Consider the following 15787-nt stretch of genomic DNA (forward strand, 5'->3'; position numbering starts at 1 on the left):
GCCGGCGACCGTCGCTTAAATTAGGTGCACCGCAACATCTGCTTGGAGAATGCCCGCCAGATGTGTCAGGGTTCGGCGAATTCGTTTGAAACGCCGACTTTCGGGGCCCCATGGCAATTCTGGCAGCCGTCTACCACCTGACCCATTACAAATACGACCGGCCGGTCGTCCTTGGCCCTCAGGTCATCAGGCTGCAGCCGGCGCCGCATTCCCGCACCAAAGTTTTGAGCCATTCGCTGAAGGTCGAGCCGGCGAACCATTTCGTCAATCTGCAGCAGGATCCCTATGGCAATTTCCTCGCCCGCTTCGTCTTTCCGGAGCCGGTGACGGAACTGAAGATCGAGGTCGACCTCGTCGCCGACATGACGGTCTATAATCCGTTCGATTTCTTCGTCGAGCCGTCGGCCGAAACGTTTCCCTTCGAATATCCGGAAGAGATCAGCGCCGATCTTGCCATCTACCGGACGCCGGAACCGGCTGGACCGCTGCTGGCGACGTTCCTGCAAACCATCGATCGCCACCCAACCAATACCGTCAATTTCGTCGTCAATCTCAATGCGCGCCTGCAGCGCGAGATCGCCTATATCGTGCGCATGGAAACCGGCGTCTTTTCGCCGGAGGAGACGCTTGCTGCCAAGAAAGGTTCATGCCGCGATACGAGCTGGCTGCTGGTGCAGATCCTGAGGAATCTTGGCATCGCCGCGCGCTTCGTTTCTGGCTACCTGATCCAGCTGAAGCCCGATCTTGTCGCGCTTGACGGACCGCCCGGCACGGCGACCGACTTCACCGATCTGCATGCCTGGTGCGAGGTCTATCTGCCGGGGGCCGGCTGGATCGGTTTCGACCCGACCTCCGGCCTGCTCACCGGCGAAAGCCATGTGCCGCTGGCGGCGACGCCGCATTTTCGCAATGCAGCGCCCATTTCCGGCATGGCGAGCTTCGCCAATGTCGAGTTCGGCTTCGACATGCGGGTCGACCGCATCGCCGAGCATCCGCGCATCACCAAGCCATTCTCCGACGAAAGCTGGCAGGCGCTCGATGCGCTGGGCAATCAGGTCGATGCCGCGCTCGAAGCCGGCGATGTCAGGCTGACCATGGGTGGCGAGCCGACCTTCGTGTCGATCGACGATTTCGAGGCGGAGGAATGGAATACCGCAGCCGTCGGACCGACAAAGCGCGAAAAGGCCGATGCGCTGATCCGTCGGTTGCGTGAGCGTTTCGCGCCGGGCGGCTTCCTGCATTATGGTCAGGGCAAGTGGTATCCGGGCGAGAGCCTGCCGCGCTGGACGTTCTCGCTCTACTGGCGCACCGACGGCGAGCCGGTGTGGAGCGACCCATCGCTGATCGCACGGGAAAACAGTGAAGCAGATGTCGGTCCGAAGCAGGCTGAAAGCCTGCTCGCGGCAATTGCCGATGAACTCGGCATCGACCAGACCATGGTCAGCGAAGCCTATGAGGACCCGGCCGAGTGGCTGCTCAAGGAAGGCAAGCTGCCGGAGAATGTCGATCCGTCGAATTCGAAGCTGGAGGACGCCGAGGAGCGCAGCCGCATGGCGCGGGTGTTCGAGCGCGGCCTGACCAAGCCGTCGGGCTATGTGCTGCCTGTGCAGCGCTGGAACAGCCAGGCCGCGGGGCAGCGCTGGCGTTCGGAGAAATGGAAGACGCGGCGCGGCAAGCTGTTCCTGGTGCCGGGCGATTCACCGGTCGGCTACCGCCTGCCGCTCGGCACGCTTCCCTATGTGCCGCCGGCACAGTTCCCCTACATCGTGCCGGTCGACCCGTCGCTGCCGCGCGGTCCGCTGCCGGTACGCCAGGCTATTTTGCCTGAGGCCGCTCCGGAGCCTGCTCCGGCCGAATTGGAAGGCGCCGACGAAATGGCACGCCGGCAGCAGGCGGCGGCCTTCACCGCCGTGACCGGCCAGCAGGATCGTGTCGAACAGAAAATAACCGAGATCGGCGGCGCGGTGCGCACCGCGCTGTCGGTCGAGCCGCGCGACGGACGACTGTGCGTGTTCATGCCGCCAGTCGAGGCGCTGGAAGACTATCTCGAACTGGTCGCAGCGGCGGAGAACGCGGCAAAGGCTATCGGCCTGCCGGTGCATATCGAAGGCTACGGGCCGCCGCACGATCCCCGCCTCAACGTCATCAGGGTGGCTCCGGATCCCGGCGTCATTGAGGTGAACATCCATCCGGCTGCGAACTGGCAGGACTGCGTGGCGACGACCATTGCGATCTATGAAGAGGCGCGGCAGACACGGCTTGGCGCTGACAAGTTCATGATCGACGGACGTCATACCGGCACCGGCGGCGGCAACCATGTCGTCGTTGGCGGCGCGACGCCCAACGACAGCCCGTTCCTGCGCCGCCCGGATCTGCTGAAGAGCCTTGTGCTGCAATGGCAGCGCCGTCCGTCGCTGTCCTATCTGTTCTCGGGCCTGTTCATCGGCCCGACCAGCCAGGCGCCGCGTTTCGACGAGGCGCGCCACGATTCGCTCTACGAGCTCGAGATCGCGATGGCGCAGGTGCCGCATCCGGACAGCGGCAGCGCGCCGTTGCCGTGGCTGGTCGACCGGCTGTTTCGCAACCTTTTGACCGACGTGACAGGGAACACGCACCGCTCGGAAATCTGCATCGACAAGCTGTTTTCGCCGGACGGGCCGACCGGCCGGCTGGGGCTGGTCGAATTCCGCGGATTCGAGATGCCGCCCAATGCGCGCATGAGCCTGGCGCAGCAATTGCTGGTGCGCGCCATCATCGCCCGCGCCTGGAAGAACCCGCTCGACGGCCGCTCCGTGCGCTGGGGTACGTCGCTGCATGACCGTTTCATGCTGCCGCATTATGTCTGGGCCGACTTTCTCGACGTGCTGGACGATCTCAAACTGAACGGCTTCGAGTTCCGCCCCGAATGGTTCGACGCCCAGCTCGAATTCCGCTTTCCGTTCTGCGGCGAGGTCCAGCATGCCGGCATCAAGCTGGAGCTGCGGCAAGCGCTGGAACCGTGGCATGTCATGGGCGAGCAGGGCGCGATCGGCGGGACCGTGCGCTTTGTCGATTCATCGGTCGAGCGGCTGCAAGTGAAGACTCAAGCCCTCAATCCGGAGCGTCATGCCATCGTCTGCAACGGCCGTATCGTGCCGATGAAAGTGACCGACGTCAGAGAGATCGCGGTGGCCGGCGTCCGCTTCAAGGCCTGGCAGCCGGCATCGGGCCTGCATCCGGCGCTGCCCGTCAACACGCCGCTGGTCTTCGACATCTACGATCGCTGGTCGGGCCGGGCGCTCGGCGGCTGCGTCTACCATGTCGCGCATCCCGGCGGGCGCAGTTATGACACCTTCCCAGTCAACGGCAACGAAGCGGAGGCGCGGCGGCTTGCGCGTTTCGAGCCGCGCGGGCATACGCCGGCCGGCTACGTGCTGCGCGACGAACAACCCTCTGAAGATTTCCCTATGACCCTTGACCTCAGGCGGCCCGCAAGATTCTGATCAGTTATGGCAAAGGGGAATCAAAAACAAGTTCGCGGCAAGCCGCAAACTCATAGTCTGCTGGAGCACTACCAGCCGATCGACGGCATCGTCGACGAGATGGTCGATGCCTCGGGCAATCCCCGTCCAGTCTGGAAGGACTTCATCGAGGCACTGGAAGAACTTGGGCCTGAAAAGCTCGCCCAGCGCTTCGCCCGCGCCGACCAGTATCTGCGCGATGCCGGCGTCTACTACCGCGTCTACGACAAGGCCGGCGCCAACGAGCGCGAATGGCCGCTGGCGCATGTGCCGCTGCTGATCGAGGAGCAGGAATGGGCCGCGATCAGTGCCGGCCTGGTTCAGCGGGCCGAGCTGTTCGAGGAGACGATCGCCGATATCTACGGGCCGAACCGTCTGGTCGAGAAAGGCATCCTGCCGGCCGGGCTGATCGCGGCCAGCCCGGAATATTTGCGGCCGGTCGTCGGCACCAGACCGGCCAGCGGCCATTTCCTGCATTTCTGCGCTTTCGAGCTTGGCCGTGGACCGGACGGCCGCTGGTGGGTGCTGGGCGACCGCACGCAGGCGCCGTCGGGCGCCGGCTTCGCGCTGGAAAACCGTGTCGCCACCACGCGTGCGCTGTCCGACATCTATGGTGAGATGCACGTCCATCGTCTGGCCGGCTTCTTCCGTCGCTTTCGCGACGCGCTGATCGGCATGGCGAAGGAGAATGACGGCCGCGTCGCCATCCTGACGCCTGGACCGCTCAACGAAACCTACTACGAACACGCCTATATCGCGCGCTATCTCGGCATCATGCTGCTTGAAGGCGAGGACCTGACCGTCTCCGGCGGCCGGCTCATGGTGCGCACCGTTTCGGGGCTGATGCCCGTCAGCGTGCTCTGGCGACGGCTCGACGCCGCCTTCGCCGACCCGCTCGAGCTCAGGCCGGAGTCGCAGATCGGCACACCAGGGCTGGTCGAAGCGATCCGCCAGGGAGCCGTTTCGGCCGTCAATGCACTTGGCTCGGGGCTAATGGAAACGCGGGCGATGTCCGCCTTCTTGCCGAAGATTTCGCGCGAATTGCGCAACGAGGAACTTCTGCTGCCGAGCGTCGCGACATGGTGGTGCGGGCGGGGCACGGACCGTGACCATGTGCTGGCTAACCTCGACCGCATGGTGATCGGTCCGGCGCTGTCGACGCGGCTTGCGTTTGAGGATGACGATTGCACCAGGCTGGGCTCGGCGCTGGCGGCCGGGGAGCGGGCCGAACTGACAGCCCGGATCGAACGAGACGGCGGCGACTTCGTCGGACAGGAAGCGGTGACGCTTTCGACCACGCCGGTCTATGTCGGCGGCTGGCTGGAGCCGCGGCCGGCAAGCCTGCGCGTCTATCTGGCGCGAACGCCGGAAGGCTGGACGGTGATGCCTGGTGGTTTTGCCCGTGTCGGCTTTTCACTCGACCCGACGGCAATCGCCATGCAGCGCGGCGGCCAGGCAGCGGATGTGTGGGTGGTCAGCGACAGACCGGTGGAGCGCGAGACGCTGCTGCCGCAGGAGCATGACAGCTTCACCCGCACCTTGCCGGGCAGCCTGCCTAGCCGCGCGGCCGAAAACCTGACATGGCTCGGCCGCTATATCGAGCGATCCGAAGACACCGTGCGCATCCTGCGCGCCTATCACGTCCGGCTGGCGGAAACTTCCGATCCGGACATGCCCTTGCTTGCCGATGTCAGGGACTATCTCGAACCCTTCGGTATCGACGTCGCGGCGGCGATGCCGCCGGGGCTGATCGGCACGCTGGACAGCGCCGTCTACAGCGCCGGACAGATCCGAGACCGCTTCTCGCCCGATGGCTGGCTGGCGCTGAAGGATCTGTCGAAGACCGTTCATCAATTCGCGACGACAGTGGCGCCCGGCGATGACGCGACGCGGGCGATGACGGTCATCCTGCGCAAGCTCGCCGGGTTTTCCGGCCTGCTGCATGAGAATATGTACCGCTTCACCGGCTGGCGCTTCCTGGAGATCGGTCGGCGGCTGGAACGTGGCATCCAGATCGCCCGCACGCTCGCCCGGTTGACCGGGGCTGCGGCGCCGGACGGCGCGCTCGACATGATGCTGGAGATCGGCGACAGCGTCATGACCCACCGGCGGCAGTATTCGGTGCAGGCCGGCCGGCGCACTGTGATCGATCTCCTGGTGCTCGATCCGCTCAATCCGCGCTCAATCCTGTTCCAGCTCGAAAGGCTGAAGGCCGAAATCGCACTGTTGCCTTTGGTTGGCGGCGAGGGACATATGTCGCCCGCGGCAAAGGAAATCCTGCAGCTCAACACTGCGATCGCCATCAAGGAACCCTCCGACATGACGGCGAAGGCGCTCGACGATCTCGCCAACGAGATCGGCGGCCTCTACAACAGCCTCGCCAAGGCCTATTTCGGGTGAGCATGCTCTACGACATCAGGCTTCATCTCAGTTACGACTACGATGCGGCAGCCGGCGGCGGCCGCCATCAGGTGCGCGTGCTGCCGCCGACGCTACCAGGCGTGCAGCGCGTGATCGCCGCTTCGCTGTCCTTCGCGCCGGCGCCGGGCGAACGTTCGGATTTTTCCGATTTCTTTGGCAACAGCGTCACGTCGATTGCCTTTCGCGATGCCCATGATGGGCTCGACATCAGGATGAGCGCGCGCGTCGCGGTCTCGCGGCCGGAGCCTGGGCTTGACGTATCGCCCGACATTCACCGGCTGAGGAAGGAGCTCGACGCGGTGCGGTCGTTGTCGCCTGATACACCGCATCACTTTCTGTCCGACAGCGACCATGCAGGTGTTGACGCCGCTATCTCCGCCTATGCGCGCGGCAGTGCCGGCAGTTCGACAGTCGGCACGGCCATGGACTTGTGCAACCGCATTCATCGCGATTTCACCTATGACGGCAAGGCGACCACTGTTCGGACCAGAGCGAGCGACGCTTTCAGCCTGAGGCGGGGCGTCTGCCAGGATTTTTCGCACATCATGATCGCCGGCCTGCGCGGCCTAGGCATCCCCGCCGGCTATGTCAGCGGGTTCCTGCGTACCATTCCGCCGCGCGGAAAACCGCGGCTGGAAGGGGCCGATGCCATGCATGCCTGGGTCAAGGTGTGGTGCGGGCGCGATACCGGATGGCAGGAATTCGATCCGACCAACGGCATGCGGGCAAGCAACGACCACATCACCGTCGGCCACGGTCGTGACTATTCCGATGTAGCACCGATCGTCGGCGTGCTGAAGACGACCGGCGGGCAGGTCGGCGAGCAGGCAGTCGACGTCATTCCGGTCGCGCTGGAAAAGGCATGACGGCCAGCAATCGATTTATAGGCGCCGAATGTAGGCAGAAGACGGCTCGTCGAACGCGCACGCGGTGAGCCCGGCATCATTCTGAAAGCCTTCGCGGAACCAGCGGCGGGTCCGGCGCTTATCTACGGGAAAATTTCCTCGTGGAGAGAACATGCTGGACAAATCCGGGTCGCCGTCCGGCCGATTGGCTGCCGGGAAGGTCTTACCAAAGAACGGGGCGCCGAAAAACGGGTCGCAGGCCTCTGCCGATCGAGCCTCGCTTACCTACATCACTGATACCGAGCCCGGTATTCGTCGTCTGAGGGCTGGCAGGGGATTTTCATACAAAGGACCTGGCGGGCAGGGCGTCGACGAGGACACCATGGCCCGCATCAAGGGGCTCGCCATTCCGCCGGCGTGGACGGATGTGTGGATCTCGCCGAATGCTGACGGTCACATCCAGGCGACAGGCCGTGACCAGCGCGGACGCAAGCAATATCGGTATCATCCACTGTGGGCGGAGGAGCGTGACGGCGTCAAATATTCGAGCCTGGTTGCCTTTGCAGAAAGCCTGCCTGAGCTGCGACGCCAAATCGATGCCGATCTTCGCCGTCACGGCCTGCCGCTGGAGCGGGTCGTCGCCGCTGTGGTCTGGCTGCTCGACAACACGATGATCCGCGTCGGCAATGCCGCCTACGCTCGCGACAATAACAGCTTTGGGCTGACCACGCTGCGCGACCGCCATGTCGACATCAATGGCTCGAGCCTGCGTTTCGCTTTCAAGGGTAAGTCCGGCAAGGAATGGAAGCTGAAGCTCGTCGATCGCCGGATCGCCGGGATCGTGCGCGGGGCGCAGGACCTGCCGGGCCAGAAGCTGTTCCAATATCTCGACGAGGACGGAAGCAGGCGGCCGATCCGCTCCGACGACGTCAACCGCTATATCAGGGAGACGGCAGGGATCGATTTCAGTTCCAAGCATTTCCGAACCTGGGGCGGCACCATCCATGCTGCGTCATTGTTTGCGCAAACCGAACGACCCGAAAGCCGGGCACAACGGAAGCGGGTGATGAACGGCGTCATTGACAAGGTCGCCGAGCGGCTGGGCAACACCCGCGCCATCTGCCGCAAATGCTACATCCATCCGCAAGTTTTCGATGCCTGGTCCGAAGGACGGCTGCTCAGCGAAATAACGGATGCGAACAGGCGGAAACGATCGATACCCGGCCTTGATGACGAAGAGGCCCTCGTACTGAGATGGCTGAAGGCGCAGGAGAGCTGAACCGAACGGAGCAGCCGCGGCATCCGTGCAGGACGTAATTTTTTGTCGACGCGATGTCGGGATAGGTCCTAGTGTTTCGTCCTTTGACAGAGAAAAAGGACGACCCATGCTCTACGCGATCCTATGCTATGCCTCCGAAGACGTCGTCTGCTCCTGGAGCAAGGAGCAAGATGACGCTGTTATGGAAAAACTCCTGGGTGTGCAGGAAAAATACGCTCAGGCGGGCCGGCTCGGCCCGGTGGCGCGGCTGCTGCCGACAACCGCTGCGACAACGCTGAGGAAGGTCAAAGGCGAAGCGGTCGTCATCGACGGACCATTTGCCGAAACCAAGGAACAGTTCCTCGGGTTCTATACGCTTGAATGCGCCGATCTCGACGAGGCCGTCGACTTTGCGCGCGAACTTTCCGACGTCAATCCGAGCGGCGGCTCATACGAAATACGGCCGGTTTCGCTCTTCAATCCCGCCAAGGCTTCCGCATGACCGACCTTACCTGGATCAGCACGGCGATCAGCACCGCCCGCCCCCAGGCGATGGGCGCGCTGCTGCGCTACTTCCGCGATCTCGATGCGGCGGAGGAAGCCTTCCAGGACGCTTGCCTGCGAGCCCTGAAGAACTGGCCGACAAACGGCCCGCCGCGCGATCCGGCAGCCTGGCTGATCTTCGTCGGCCGCAACAGCGGCATCGACGCGGTGCGCAAGCGTGCCAAGCAGGCGCCGCTGCCGGAAGAGGACCAGATCTCCGATCTTGAAGATGCCGAGACCGATATCGCCGAGCGGCTGGACGGCGCGCATTACCGCGACGACATATTGCGGCTGCTGTTCATCTGCTGCCATCCCGATCTGCCGGCGACGCAGCAGATCGCGGTCGCATTGCGCATTGTCTCGGGCCTGAGCGTCAAGCAGATCGCTCGCGCCTTTCTCGTCGGCGAAAGCGCCATGGAGCAGCGCATCACCCGTGCCAAGGCGCGCATCGCCGACGCCGGCGTGCCATTCGAGACGCCCGGTGCGGTCGAGCGCTCCGAACGGCTCGCCGCGGTCGCCGCCATAGTCTATCTGATCTTCAACGAAGGCTATTCGACCAACAGTGGCGAGGCGCCGGCCCGCGCGCCGCTCTGCGAAGAGGCGATCCGGCTGGCCCGGCTGCTGCTCAGGCTGTTCCAGACCGAGCCGGAGATCATGGGTCTGACGGCGCTCTTGCTTCTCCAGCATGCGCGTGCGCCGGCGCGTTTCGACGAGAACGGCGAGATCGTGCTGCTCGAAGACCAGGATCGCAGCCTGTGGAGCCGCAAGATGATCGACGAGGGGCTGGCGCTGGTCGATAAGGCGCTGCGCCACCAGAAGCCCGGTCCCTATCAGGTGCAGGCGGCGATCGCCGCCCTGCATGCGCGGGCGGCAAAGCCCGAGGATACGGACTGGAACGAGATCGACCTGCTCTACAGCCTGCTCGAGCAGATGCAGCCGTCACCGGTGGTAACGCTCAATCGCGCGGTTGCGGTCGCCAAGGTGCGCGGTCCGGAAGCGGCGCTTGCCATGATCGAGCCGCTGGAGCAAAGGCTTTCCGGCTATTTCCACTTTTTCGGCCTCAAGGGCGGCCTGCTGATGCAACTTGGTCGCAGCGAGGAGGCGCGCATCGCCTTCGACCGCGCCATCGCTCTCGCCAACACGGCCGCCGAGGCCGCCCATATCCGCATGCATATCGACCGGTTGATGAAAGAAGGCGCCGCGCGGGGAACCGCGCAGACAGCGCACTAAACGACTGGTTCAACGGTCCGACTTCGGCTTAGACCATGCCGGGGTGGCGATTTTTTCCCGAAACGAGTAATGCCACGCCATGACAATGCCTGAGGTGCCGTAGGCGCGGGCAGACGTGGCGCATGGTTTGACCGACGCCATATCATGGTGACGGGATCTGAAAGGGACAAAAATGACGATTGCGAAGGAAACGGCCGGGCTTCTGGAGAAACTGGGCGTCGCCGGGGACGCGCTTTCGGGCGGCGATCTTATCGTGCGCAGCCCGGTGACCGGCGAACAGATCGCGGCGCTGAAGACGATCTCGCCGACCGATGCGGCGAAGACCATCGACAAGGCCCACACAGCCTTCCAGACGTGGCGTCTGGTGCCGGGGCCGAAACGCGGCGAACTGGTACGGCTGCTCGGCGAGGAATTGCGCGCACACAAGGCCGAACTTGGCCGGCTGGTGTCGATCGAAGTCGGCAAAATCCCGTCCGAAGGGCTCGGCGAAGTGCAGGAGATGATCGACATCTGCGATTTCGCCGTCGGCCTCTCCCGGCAATTGTACGGCCTGACCATCGCCACCGAGCGTCCCGGTCACCGCATGATGGAAACCTGGCATCCGCTGGGCGTCGTCGGCGTCATCTCGGCCTTCAATTTCCCGGTGGCGGTGTGGTCGTGGAACGTAGCACTGGCGCTGGTCTGCGGCGACGCGGTGGTGTGGAAGCCATCGGAAAAGACGCCGCTGACGGCGCTCGCCTGCGAGGCAATCTTCAGGCGCGCGGCAAAGCGTTTCGGCGATGCTCCGGAAGGGTTGACGTCGGTGTTGATCGGCGACCGCGCCGTCGGCGAGGTCCTCGTCGACCATCCGAAGGTGCCGCTGGTTTCGGCCACCGGCTCGACCCGCATGGGCAGGGATGTCGGTCCGCGGCTGGCGAAGCGATTTGCCCGCGCCGTGCTGGAACTCGGCGGCAACAATGCCGGCATCGTCTGCCCGACGGCAGATCTCGACATGGCCTTGCGCGCCATCGCCTTCGGTGCCATGGGCACGGCCGGCCAGCGCTGCACGACGCTGCGGCGCCTGTTCGTGCATGAGAGCATCTATGATGCCTTGGTTCCGCGCCTGAAGAAGGCCTATGAAAGCGTCTCGGTCGGCAATCCGCTCGAGACATCAGCGCTGGTCGGACCGTTGATCGACAAGGCTGCCTTCGACAATATGCAGAAGGCGTTGCAAGAGGCGACCTCGCACGGCGGCACGGTGACCGGCGGCACGCGAGTCGAGAACGGCCATCCCGACGCCTATTATGTGCGTCCTGCATTGGTCGAAATGCAAAGCCAAGTCTCGCCGGTGACGGAAGAGACTTTCGCGCCGATCCTCTATGTGATGAAGTACTCGGATTTCGACGCCGTGCTCGACGAGCACAACGCGGTCGGAGCGGGCCTGTCGTCGTCGATCTTCACCCGTGACCTGCAGGAATCCGAGCGCTTCCTCGGCGTCGACGGGTCCGACTGCGGTATCGCCAACGTCAACATCGGCACCTCGGGGGCCGAGATCGGCGGCGCCTTTGGTGGCGAGAAGGAAACCGGCGGCGGCCGTGAGTCGGGCTCCGATGCCTGGAAGGCTTACATGCGGCGCGCCACAAACACGGTGAACTATTCGAAGGCGCTGCCGCTCGCCCAAGGCGTGTCCTTCGACATCGACTGAGAACGCCGATCGTGGTGGTCGCAATGGCCGCCACGATCGCCATGCTGCTCTCTATTCAGGGGCTTCTGGAGTGCGAAAGCAATTCTGGAAGGCCGCATCGATGATCGCGAGCTTCACGGCCTGGGCGGTCATGTATTCCTGATAGAAATGGTTCGACACCCACATGACCGAATGGCCTCGCTGACCCAGCCAGCCGATGCTGCAGAGATTTTCGGCGTCGCGCAATTTGCGTGAAAGATGGGTCCGGGAAAGCTTGAGCCAGTTTGCGAAGTCTCCGATCGAGACGATGCCGGTCGGAATTCGATCGAGGCCGGCATGGTCGGGATCGACGCCGGATATGAGCCAATCCATGACGACGCCACCATTGTTAAGCCAGGTGAACAAGGAAAAGGTATGTTTCGGCTCGCGCACGGCGTGGGACGAAAGCAGGCCATCCGCCACCAATGGCTGCAATTGGGCAAGCCCGTCCGGCCTCGCGGCGAATGTAGTCAGTCGACTTCTGCCGTCGAGACTGTCCAGCGTCGCAAGATGGGCCATGACCCAACCAGCCACGGCTTCCTGCGTGGCCACTGTCGGCAACAAGGGGCGGCTACGCCCGTCCCTGCTCGGCAGATGCTGGACGAATTTATAGTGCAACATCTCCTTGATGAAGGCATCGGCGGTGTTGCGGCTGGCCACCGAATGCCGTCCTATCATGTCGATGAAACGGGCGGCCGTCAGCCCCGTACGGTGGTCATTTGCGTGCAGCCTGAAGTGCAAAGCAAGACCGATGTGGGCCATCAGCCAGCGCTGCTGCGTGGCGAATACGGAAGCCAGCCGCGGGTTCAATTCATAGGCCTGAAGCAGTGCCTGCGATTGAGCTCGGACAAAGCGATGCAATGCCGGACGGCCGGCGATGTATTCCAAGTCTAGCGCCACCCTCGCCGAACCCCATCAAGCCTTCCAATGGCGAAACACCAATCACGCCTTCAGCCTTCACGGCCATGTCCAGAGGCTGGCGGATAACTGCCATATCGCGCAAAAAGTTGCCAACCATTATGGCTGTCACGCTAAAACTGAAACGAGGGCCATGACGTTGGAATTGGCGCGTGTGGCTCTATGGAGTGGTTGATGTGGCCCACCACATGTCGTTGAAACGTCACTTGCGCCGACCCATATAGGTACCGCGTCGGATGTTTTCCTCCCATTGCGTCCGGCGCGTTCCCCTCTGGAGGTTTTGAACCTTCATGCTTGGCCGGACTTTAACAGTCCGGCCTTTTTTCTATCGCCCTCTGAAGCTGCGAGCGCGCTGTAGAACCGCCGTGGGTCAGGAGCAAGCCGGCCGCAGTGCTGACCAGCGCACGCACGGCCAGCCAGCATAGCCAATTTTGCCACTCTCGACTGCGGCGTAGGATACGGCAACGGAAGCTGCCATTTCGTCAGGAAATCCACTAGGCTCTCCTGGTTTGCGAGACGGCGAGAGAGGCCCGACCGGAAAAGATGCCCGATATAAAACAAATGAGATTGCTCGGCATCGTGGCAGCGACGGCGATTGGTTTGTATGTCTGCTATCTCTTGGCTTTGCCTTTTTTGCCCGCATTGACCTGGGCGCTGGTGTTGGCGATCATCTTGTACCCGGCTCATCGGCGGGTCGAGCAAAGGCTCAGGAACAAAACCCTGGCCGCGCTGATATCGGTGAGCGTCGCGGCGGTGGCGGTCGGTCTGCCGCTCATCTTCGTGGCGCAGCAGCTTGTTGGCGAGGCGGTAAACGGCGCTACCTACATGGAAGGAGTTATCCGGGGTTGGAACACGGATGCCTTCCTGTCGGGCTATCCCAGGCTATCGGCCGTTGCCCAGTGGGTCGAGAACCAACTCGATCCGGCAGGCACGGTCGCCGCGTTTGTACAATGGCTGACGGGACAAAGCACATCGCTGTTGCGCGGCTCGATCAATCAGGCCGTGATGTTCGCGCTGACCTTCTATCTGCTGTTCTATTTTCTGCGGGATCGCGAACCCGTGCTGCGGGGAATCGAGGGTCTCTCGCCCCTGCGTGCAGCGGAGACGGCATATATGCTGTCCCGCCTTGCAGAGACGGTGCATGCGATCCTGATTGGCACCGTGCTTGTCGCCGCTGTGCAGGGAACGCTGGGCGGCCTGATGTTCTGGTGGCTGGGCCTGCCCACTCCGGTCTTCTGGGGACTGGTAATGGGACTTCTTGCCATCGTGCCAGTGCTCGGCGCATTCGTGATCTGGGTGCCGGCAGCGATCTATCTCGCACTGGAAGGGGCTTGGGTAAGCGCCGCGATACTGACCATCTGGGGTGGCGTCATCGTCGCCGGCATCGACAATCTGCTCTATCCGATGCTTGTCGGCAGTCGCCTGCGGCTCCACACAGTGGTGGCTTTTATCGGCGCGGTCGGTGGCATCGTCCTCTTTGGAGCATCCGGGCTCGTGCTTGGCCCTGCGGTGATAGCGCTCACGATCAGCCTCATTGACATCCTTAAGAAGCGATTGAACGACAAACCCGAGGCGGAACCGTCGTCAAAGCGCGACACGAAGCCATCACATCAGTCCGGAGCCGCGCCCAGTCGTGAGTAGGCACCGCCACGCGCTACCAGTTCATCATGCGGACCTTGTTCGACGATGCCCGTTTCGGCGACCACGACGATACGATCGGCGTTGCGGATCGTCGCCAGCCGATGCGCGATCACCAGTGTTGTTCGGCCCTGCGCAAGCTCCGCCAGCGACTGCTGGATCTCCCGCTCGGTCTGCGTGTCCAGTGCCGACGTCGCCTCGTCCAGGATGAGGATTGTCGGGTTCTTCAGGAACATACGCGCGATTGCCAGGCGCTGCTTCTGACCGCCCGACAGTTTTACGCCACGCTCGCCAATAATCGTATCGAGGCCTTCCGGCAGGGAAGCGATGAGTTCGTGGAGGCGCGCGCGGCGCGCGGCCTCGACGATCTCGCTCTCGACCGCGTCCAGCCGGCCATAGGCGATGTTCTCGCGGATCGTACCGCCAAACAGGAAGACGTCCTGCTGCACGATACCGATCTGGCCGCGCAACGAGGCCAGCGTCATGTCGCGGATATCCAAACCGTCGATTGTGATGGCGCCGCTGTCGACTTCGTAAAAACGCGGCAGCAGCGAGCACAAAGTCGTCTTGCCGGCCCCGGACGGCCCGACGAAGGCGATGGTCTCTCCTGCTGTTATGTCAAGATTGATGTTGTTCAAAACCGGCCGTTCGCCGCTATAGCCGAAGGTGACATCGCGGTAGCTGATGTCACCTCGGAGCGTCGGTGCATCAACAGCGCCAGGCCGATCCGCGATGTCGGGTTCAGTATCGAGGAGAGCCGTATAGCGGCGGAATCCGGCGATGCCTTTCGGATAGGTCTCAATCACGGAATTGATCTTGTCGATCGGCCGGAAGAACACGTTGACCAGGAGCAGGAAGGTAACGAAGCCGCCGCTGGAAAGTTCGCCACGCAGCACGAGGTAGCTTCCGGCGATCATTACCACCAGCTGGATCAGCCGCATGCTCATGTAGCTCAGCGACGTGCTGGCGGCCATGATGCGATAGGCATCGAGTTTGGTCTTGCGGTAGCTGGCGTTGTCGCGCGCGAAAAGATTGCGCTCGTGGTCCTCATTGGCGAAAGCCTGCACCACCCGCATGCCGCCGACATTCTCCTCGATGCGAACATTGAAATCGCCGACCCGCCCGTAAAGCGCCTGCCAGTTGCGCGCCATGCGCGCGCCATAGCGGCTTGTCACCCAGGCGACCAGCGGCACAATTGCCGCTGTGATCAATGCGAGCTGCGGATTGACCAGGAACATCAGTGCGAAGGCGCCGAGGAAGGTCATGATCGCGATGAACAGGTCTTCGGGACCATGATGGGCGACCTCGCCGATTTCCTCCAGGTCCTTGGTGACGCGGGCGATGAGGTGGCCGGTCTTGTGGTTGTCATAGAAGCGGAACGAGAGCTTCTGCAGGTGATCGAAGCTCTTCCGGCGCATCTCGGTCTCGATGTTGATGCCGAGCATATGACCCCAGTAAACCACGACCGCCATCAGCCCGGTGTTCAACACATAGATGGCAAGCAGGCCAGCCGACGCAGTAAGGATCAGCAGCCATTGTTGGGTCGGCAGCAGTTCGTCGACGAACACCTTGACCGCCATCGGAAACCCGAGTTCCAGCATGCCAGACAAAACCGCACAGCAGAAATCCAGGATGAACAGACCCTTCCAGGGGCGGTAGTAGGAGAAAAATCTAAGAAGCATTGGAGCCGCTTTTTTAGGAAGGTCTGAGCTGCCAGGAGCATGGCTATGCG

General features: G+C 62.9%; 10 protein-coding genes. 8 read left to right on the top strand and 2 right to left on the bottom strand.

Annotated features, from left to right (window positions below; translation table 11 throughout):
* The first annotated feature begins 110 nt into the window (after positions 1-110).
* The 7 genes from NKH73_RS16080 (at position 111) to amaB (ending at position 11481) form a co-directional block, all read left to right on the top strand.
* Positions 111-3482: a transglutaminase family protein gene (locus NKH73_RS16080; RefSeq protein WP_352933202.1), complete on the top strand. Its 3372-nt coding sequence runs from the start codon at positions 111-113 to the stop codon at positions 3480-3482.
* A gap of 6 nt (positions 3483-3488) precedes the next feature.
* Positions 3489-5900, top strand: a complete 2412-nt coding sequence (locus tag NKH73_RS16085) for a circularly permuted type 2 ATP-grasp protein (protein WP_352933204.1) — start codon at positions 3489-3491, stop codon at positions 5898-5900.
* 2 nt (positions 5901-5902) lie between these two features.
* Positions 5903-6787, top strand: coding sequence for a transglutaminase family protein (locus tag NKH73_RS16090; RefSeq protein WP_352933206.1), 885 nt, complete (start codon positions 5903-5905; stop codon positions 6785-6787).
* A gap of 151 nt (positions 6788-6938) precedes the next feature.
* The gene (locus NKH73_RS16095; RefSeq protein ID WP_352933208.1) at positions 6939-8045 is read left to right on the top strand and encodes a DNA topoisomerase IB; all 1107 of its coding nucleotides are present in this window, start codon (positions 6939-6941) and stop codon (positions 8043-8045) included.
* A 106-nt stretch (positions 8046-8151) separates the two neighbouring features.
* Entirely contained in the window at positions 8152-8526 is a 375-nt protein-coding gene (locus tag NKH73_RS16100; protein WP_352933210.1) for a YciI family protein, read from the top strand.
* Positions 8523-9797 carry an RNA polymerase sigma factor gene (locus tag NKH73_RS16105; RefSeq protein ID WP_352933211.1) on the top strand — a complete coding sequence of 425 codons (1275 nt, stop codon included), beginning with the start codon at positions 8523-8525 and terminating at the stop codon, positions 9795-9797. Before NKH73_RS16100 ends, NKH73_RS16105 begins: the two co-directional genes overlap by 4 nt.
* Positions 9798-9969: 172 nt before the next feature.
* A complete protein-coding gene (amaB, locus tag NKH73_RS16110; protein WP_352933214.1) occupies positions 9970-11481 on the top strand; it encodes an L-piperidine-6-carboxylate dehydrogenase in 1512 nt (503 codons plus the stop codon).
* 51 nt (positions 11482-11532) lie between these two features.
* Here the strand turns inward: amaB and NKH73_RS16115 are convergent, their stop codons facing one another.
* A complete protein-coding gene (locus NKH73_RS16115; RefSeq protein WP_352933216.1) occupies positions 11533-12399 on the bottom strand; it encodes a hypothetical protein in 867 nt (288 codons plus the stop codon).
* A gap of 561 nt (positions 12400-12960) precedes the next feature.
* On the opposite strand from NKH73_RS16115, the gene NKH73_RS16120 reads away from it, so the two are divergent.
* Positions 12961-14058: an AI-2E family transporter gene (locus NKH73_RS16120; protein WP_352933219.1), complete on the top strand. Its 1098-nt coding sequence runs from the start codon at positions 12961-12963 to the stop codon at positions 14056-14058.
* Here the strand turns inward: NKH73_RS16120 and NKH73_RS16125 are convergent.
* A complete protein-coding gene (locus tag NKH73_RS16125) occupies positions 14028-15737 on the bottom strand; it encodes an ABC transporter ATP-binding protein (RefSeq protein WP_352933221.1) in 1710 nt (569 codons plus the stop codon). The two genes, NKH73_RS16120 and NKH73_RS16125, sit on opposite strands and share 31 nt — an antisense overlap.
* Positions 15738-15787: the final 50 nt, after the last annotated feature.

It is taken from the genome of Mesorhizobium sp. M0938 (assembly GCF_040319125.1).
In the GTDB taxonomy this organism is placed as follows: domain Bacteria; phylum Pseudomonadota; class Alphaproteobacteria; order Rhizobiales; family Rhizobiaceae; genus Mesorhizobium; species Mesorhizobium robiniae.

Excerpts from the sequence above, each read along its gene's own strand:
- NKH73_RS16080 (WP_352933202.1), top strand. The coding sequence starts at position 111 with ATGGCAATTCTGGCAGCCGTCTACCACCTGACCCATTACAAATACGAC.
- NKH73_RS16085 (WP_352933204.1), top strand. The coding sequence starts at position 3,489 with ATGGCAAAGGGGAATCAAAAACAAGTTCGCGGCAAGCCGCAAACTCAT.
- NKH73_RS16090 (WP_352933206.1), top strand. The coding sequence starts at position 5,903 with ATGCTCTACGACATCAGGCTTCATCTCAGTTACGACTACGATGCGGCA.
- NKH73_RS16095 (WP_352933208.1), top strand. The coding sequence starts at position 6,939 with ATGCTGGACAAATCCGGGTCGCCGTCCGGCCGATTGGCTGCCGGGAAG.
- NKH73_RS16100 (WP_352933210.1), top strand. The coding sequence starts at position 8,152 with ATGCTCTACGCGATCCTATGCTATGCCTCCGAAGACGTCGTCTGCTCC.
- NKH73_RS16105 (WP_352933211.1), top strand. The coding sequence starts at position 8,523 with ATGACCGACCTTACCTGGATCAGCACGGCGATCAGCACCGCCCGCCCC.
- amaB (WP_352933214.1), top strand. The coding sequence starts at position 9,970 with ATGACGATTGCGAAGGAAACGGCCGGGCTTCTGGAGAAACTGGGCGTC.
- NKH73_RS16120 (WP_352933219.1), top strand. The coding sequence starts at position 12,961 with ATGCCCGATATAAAACAAATGAGATTGCTCGGCATCGTGGCAGCGACG.
- NKH73_RS16125 (WP_352933221.1), bottom strand. The coding sequence starts at position 15,737 with ATGCTTCTTAGATTTTTCTCCTACTACCGCCCCTGGAAGGGTCTGTTC.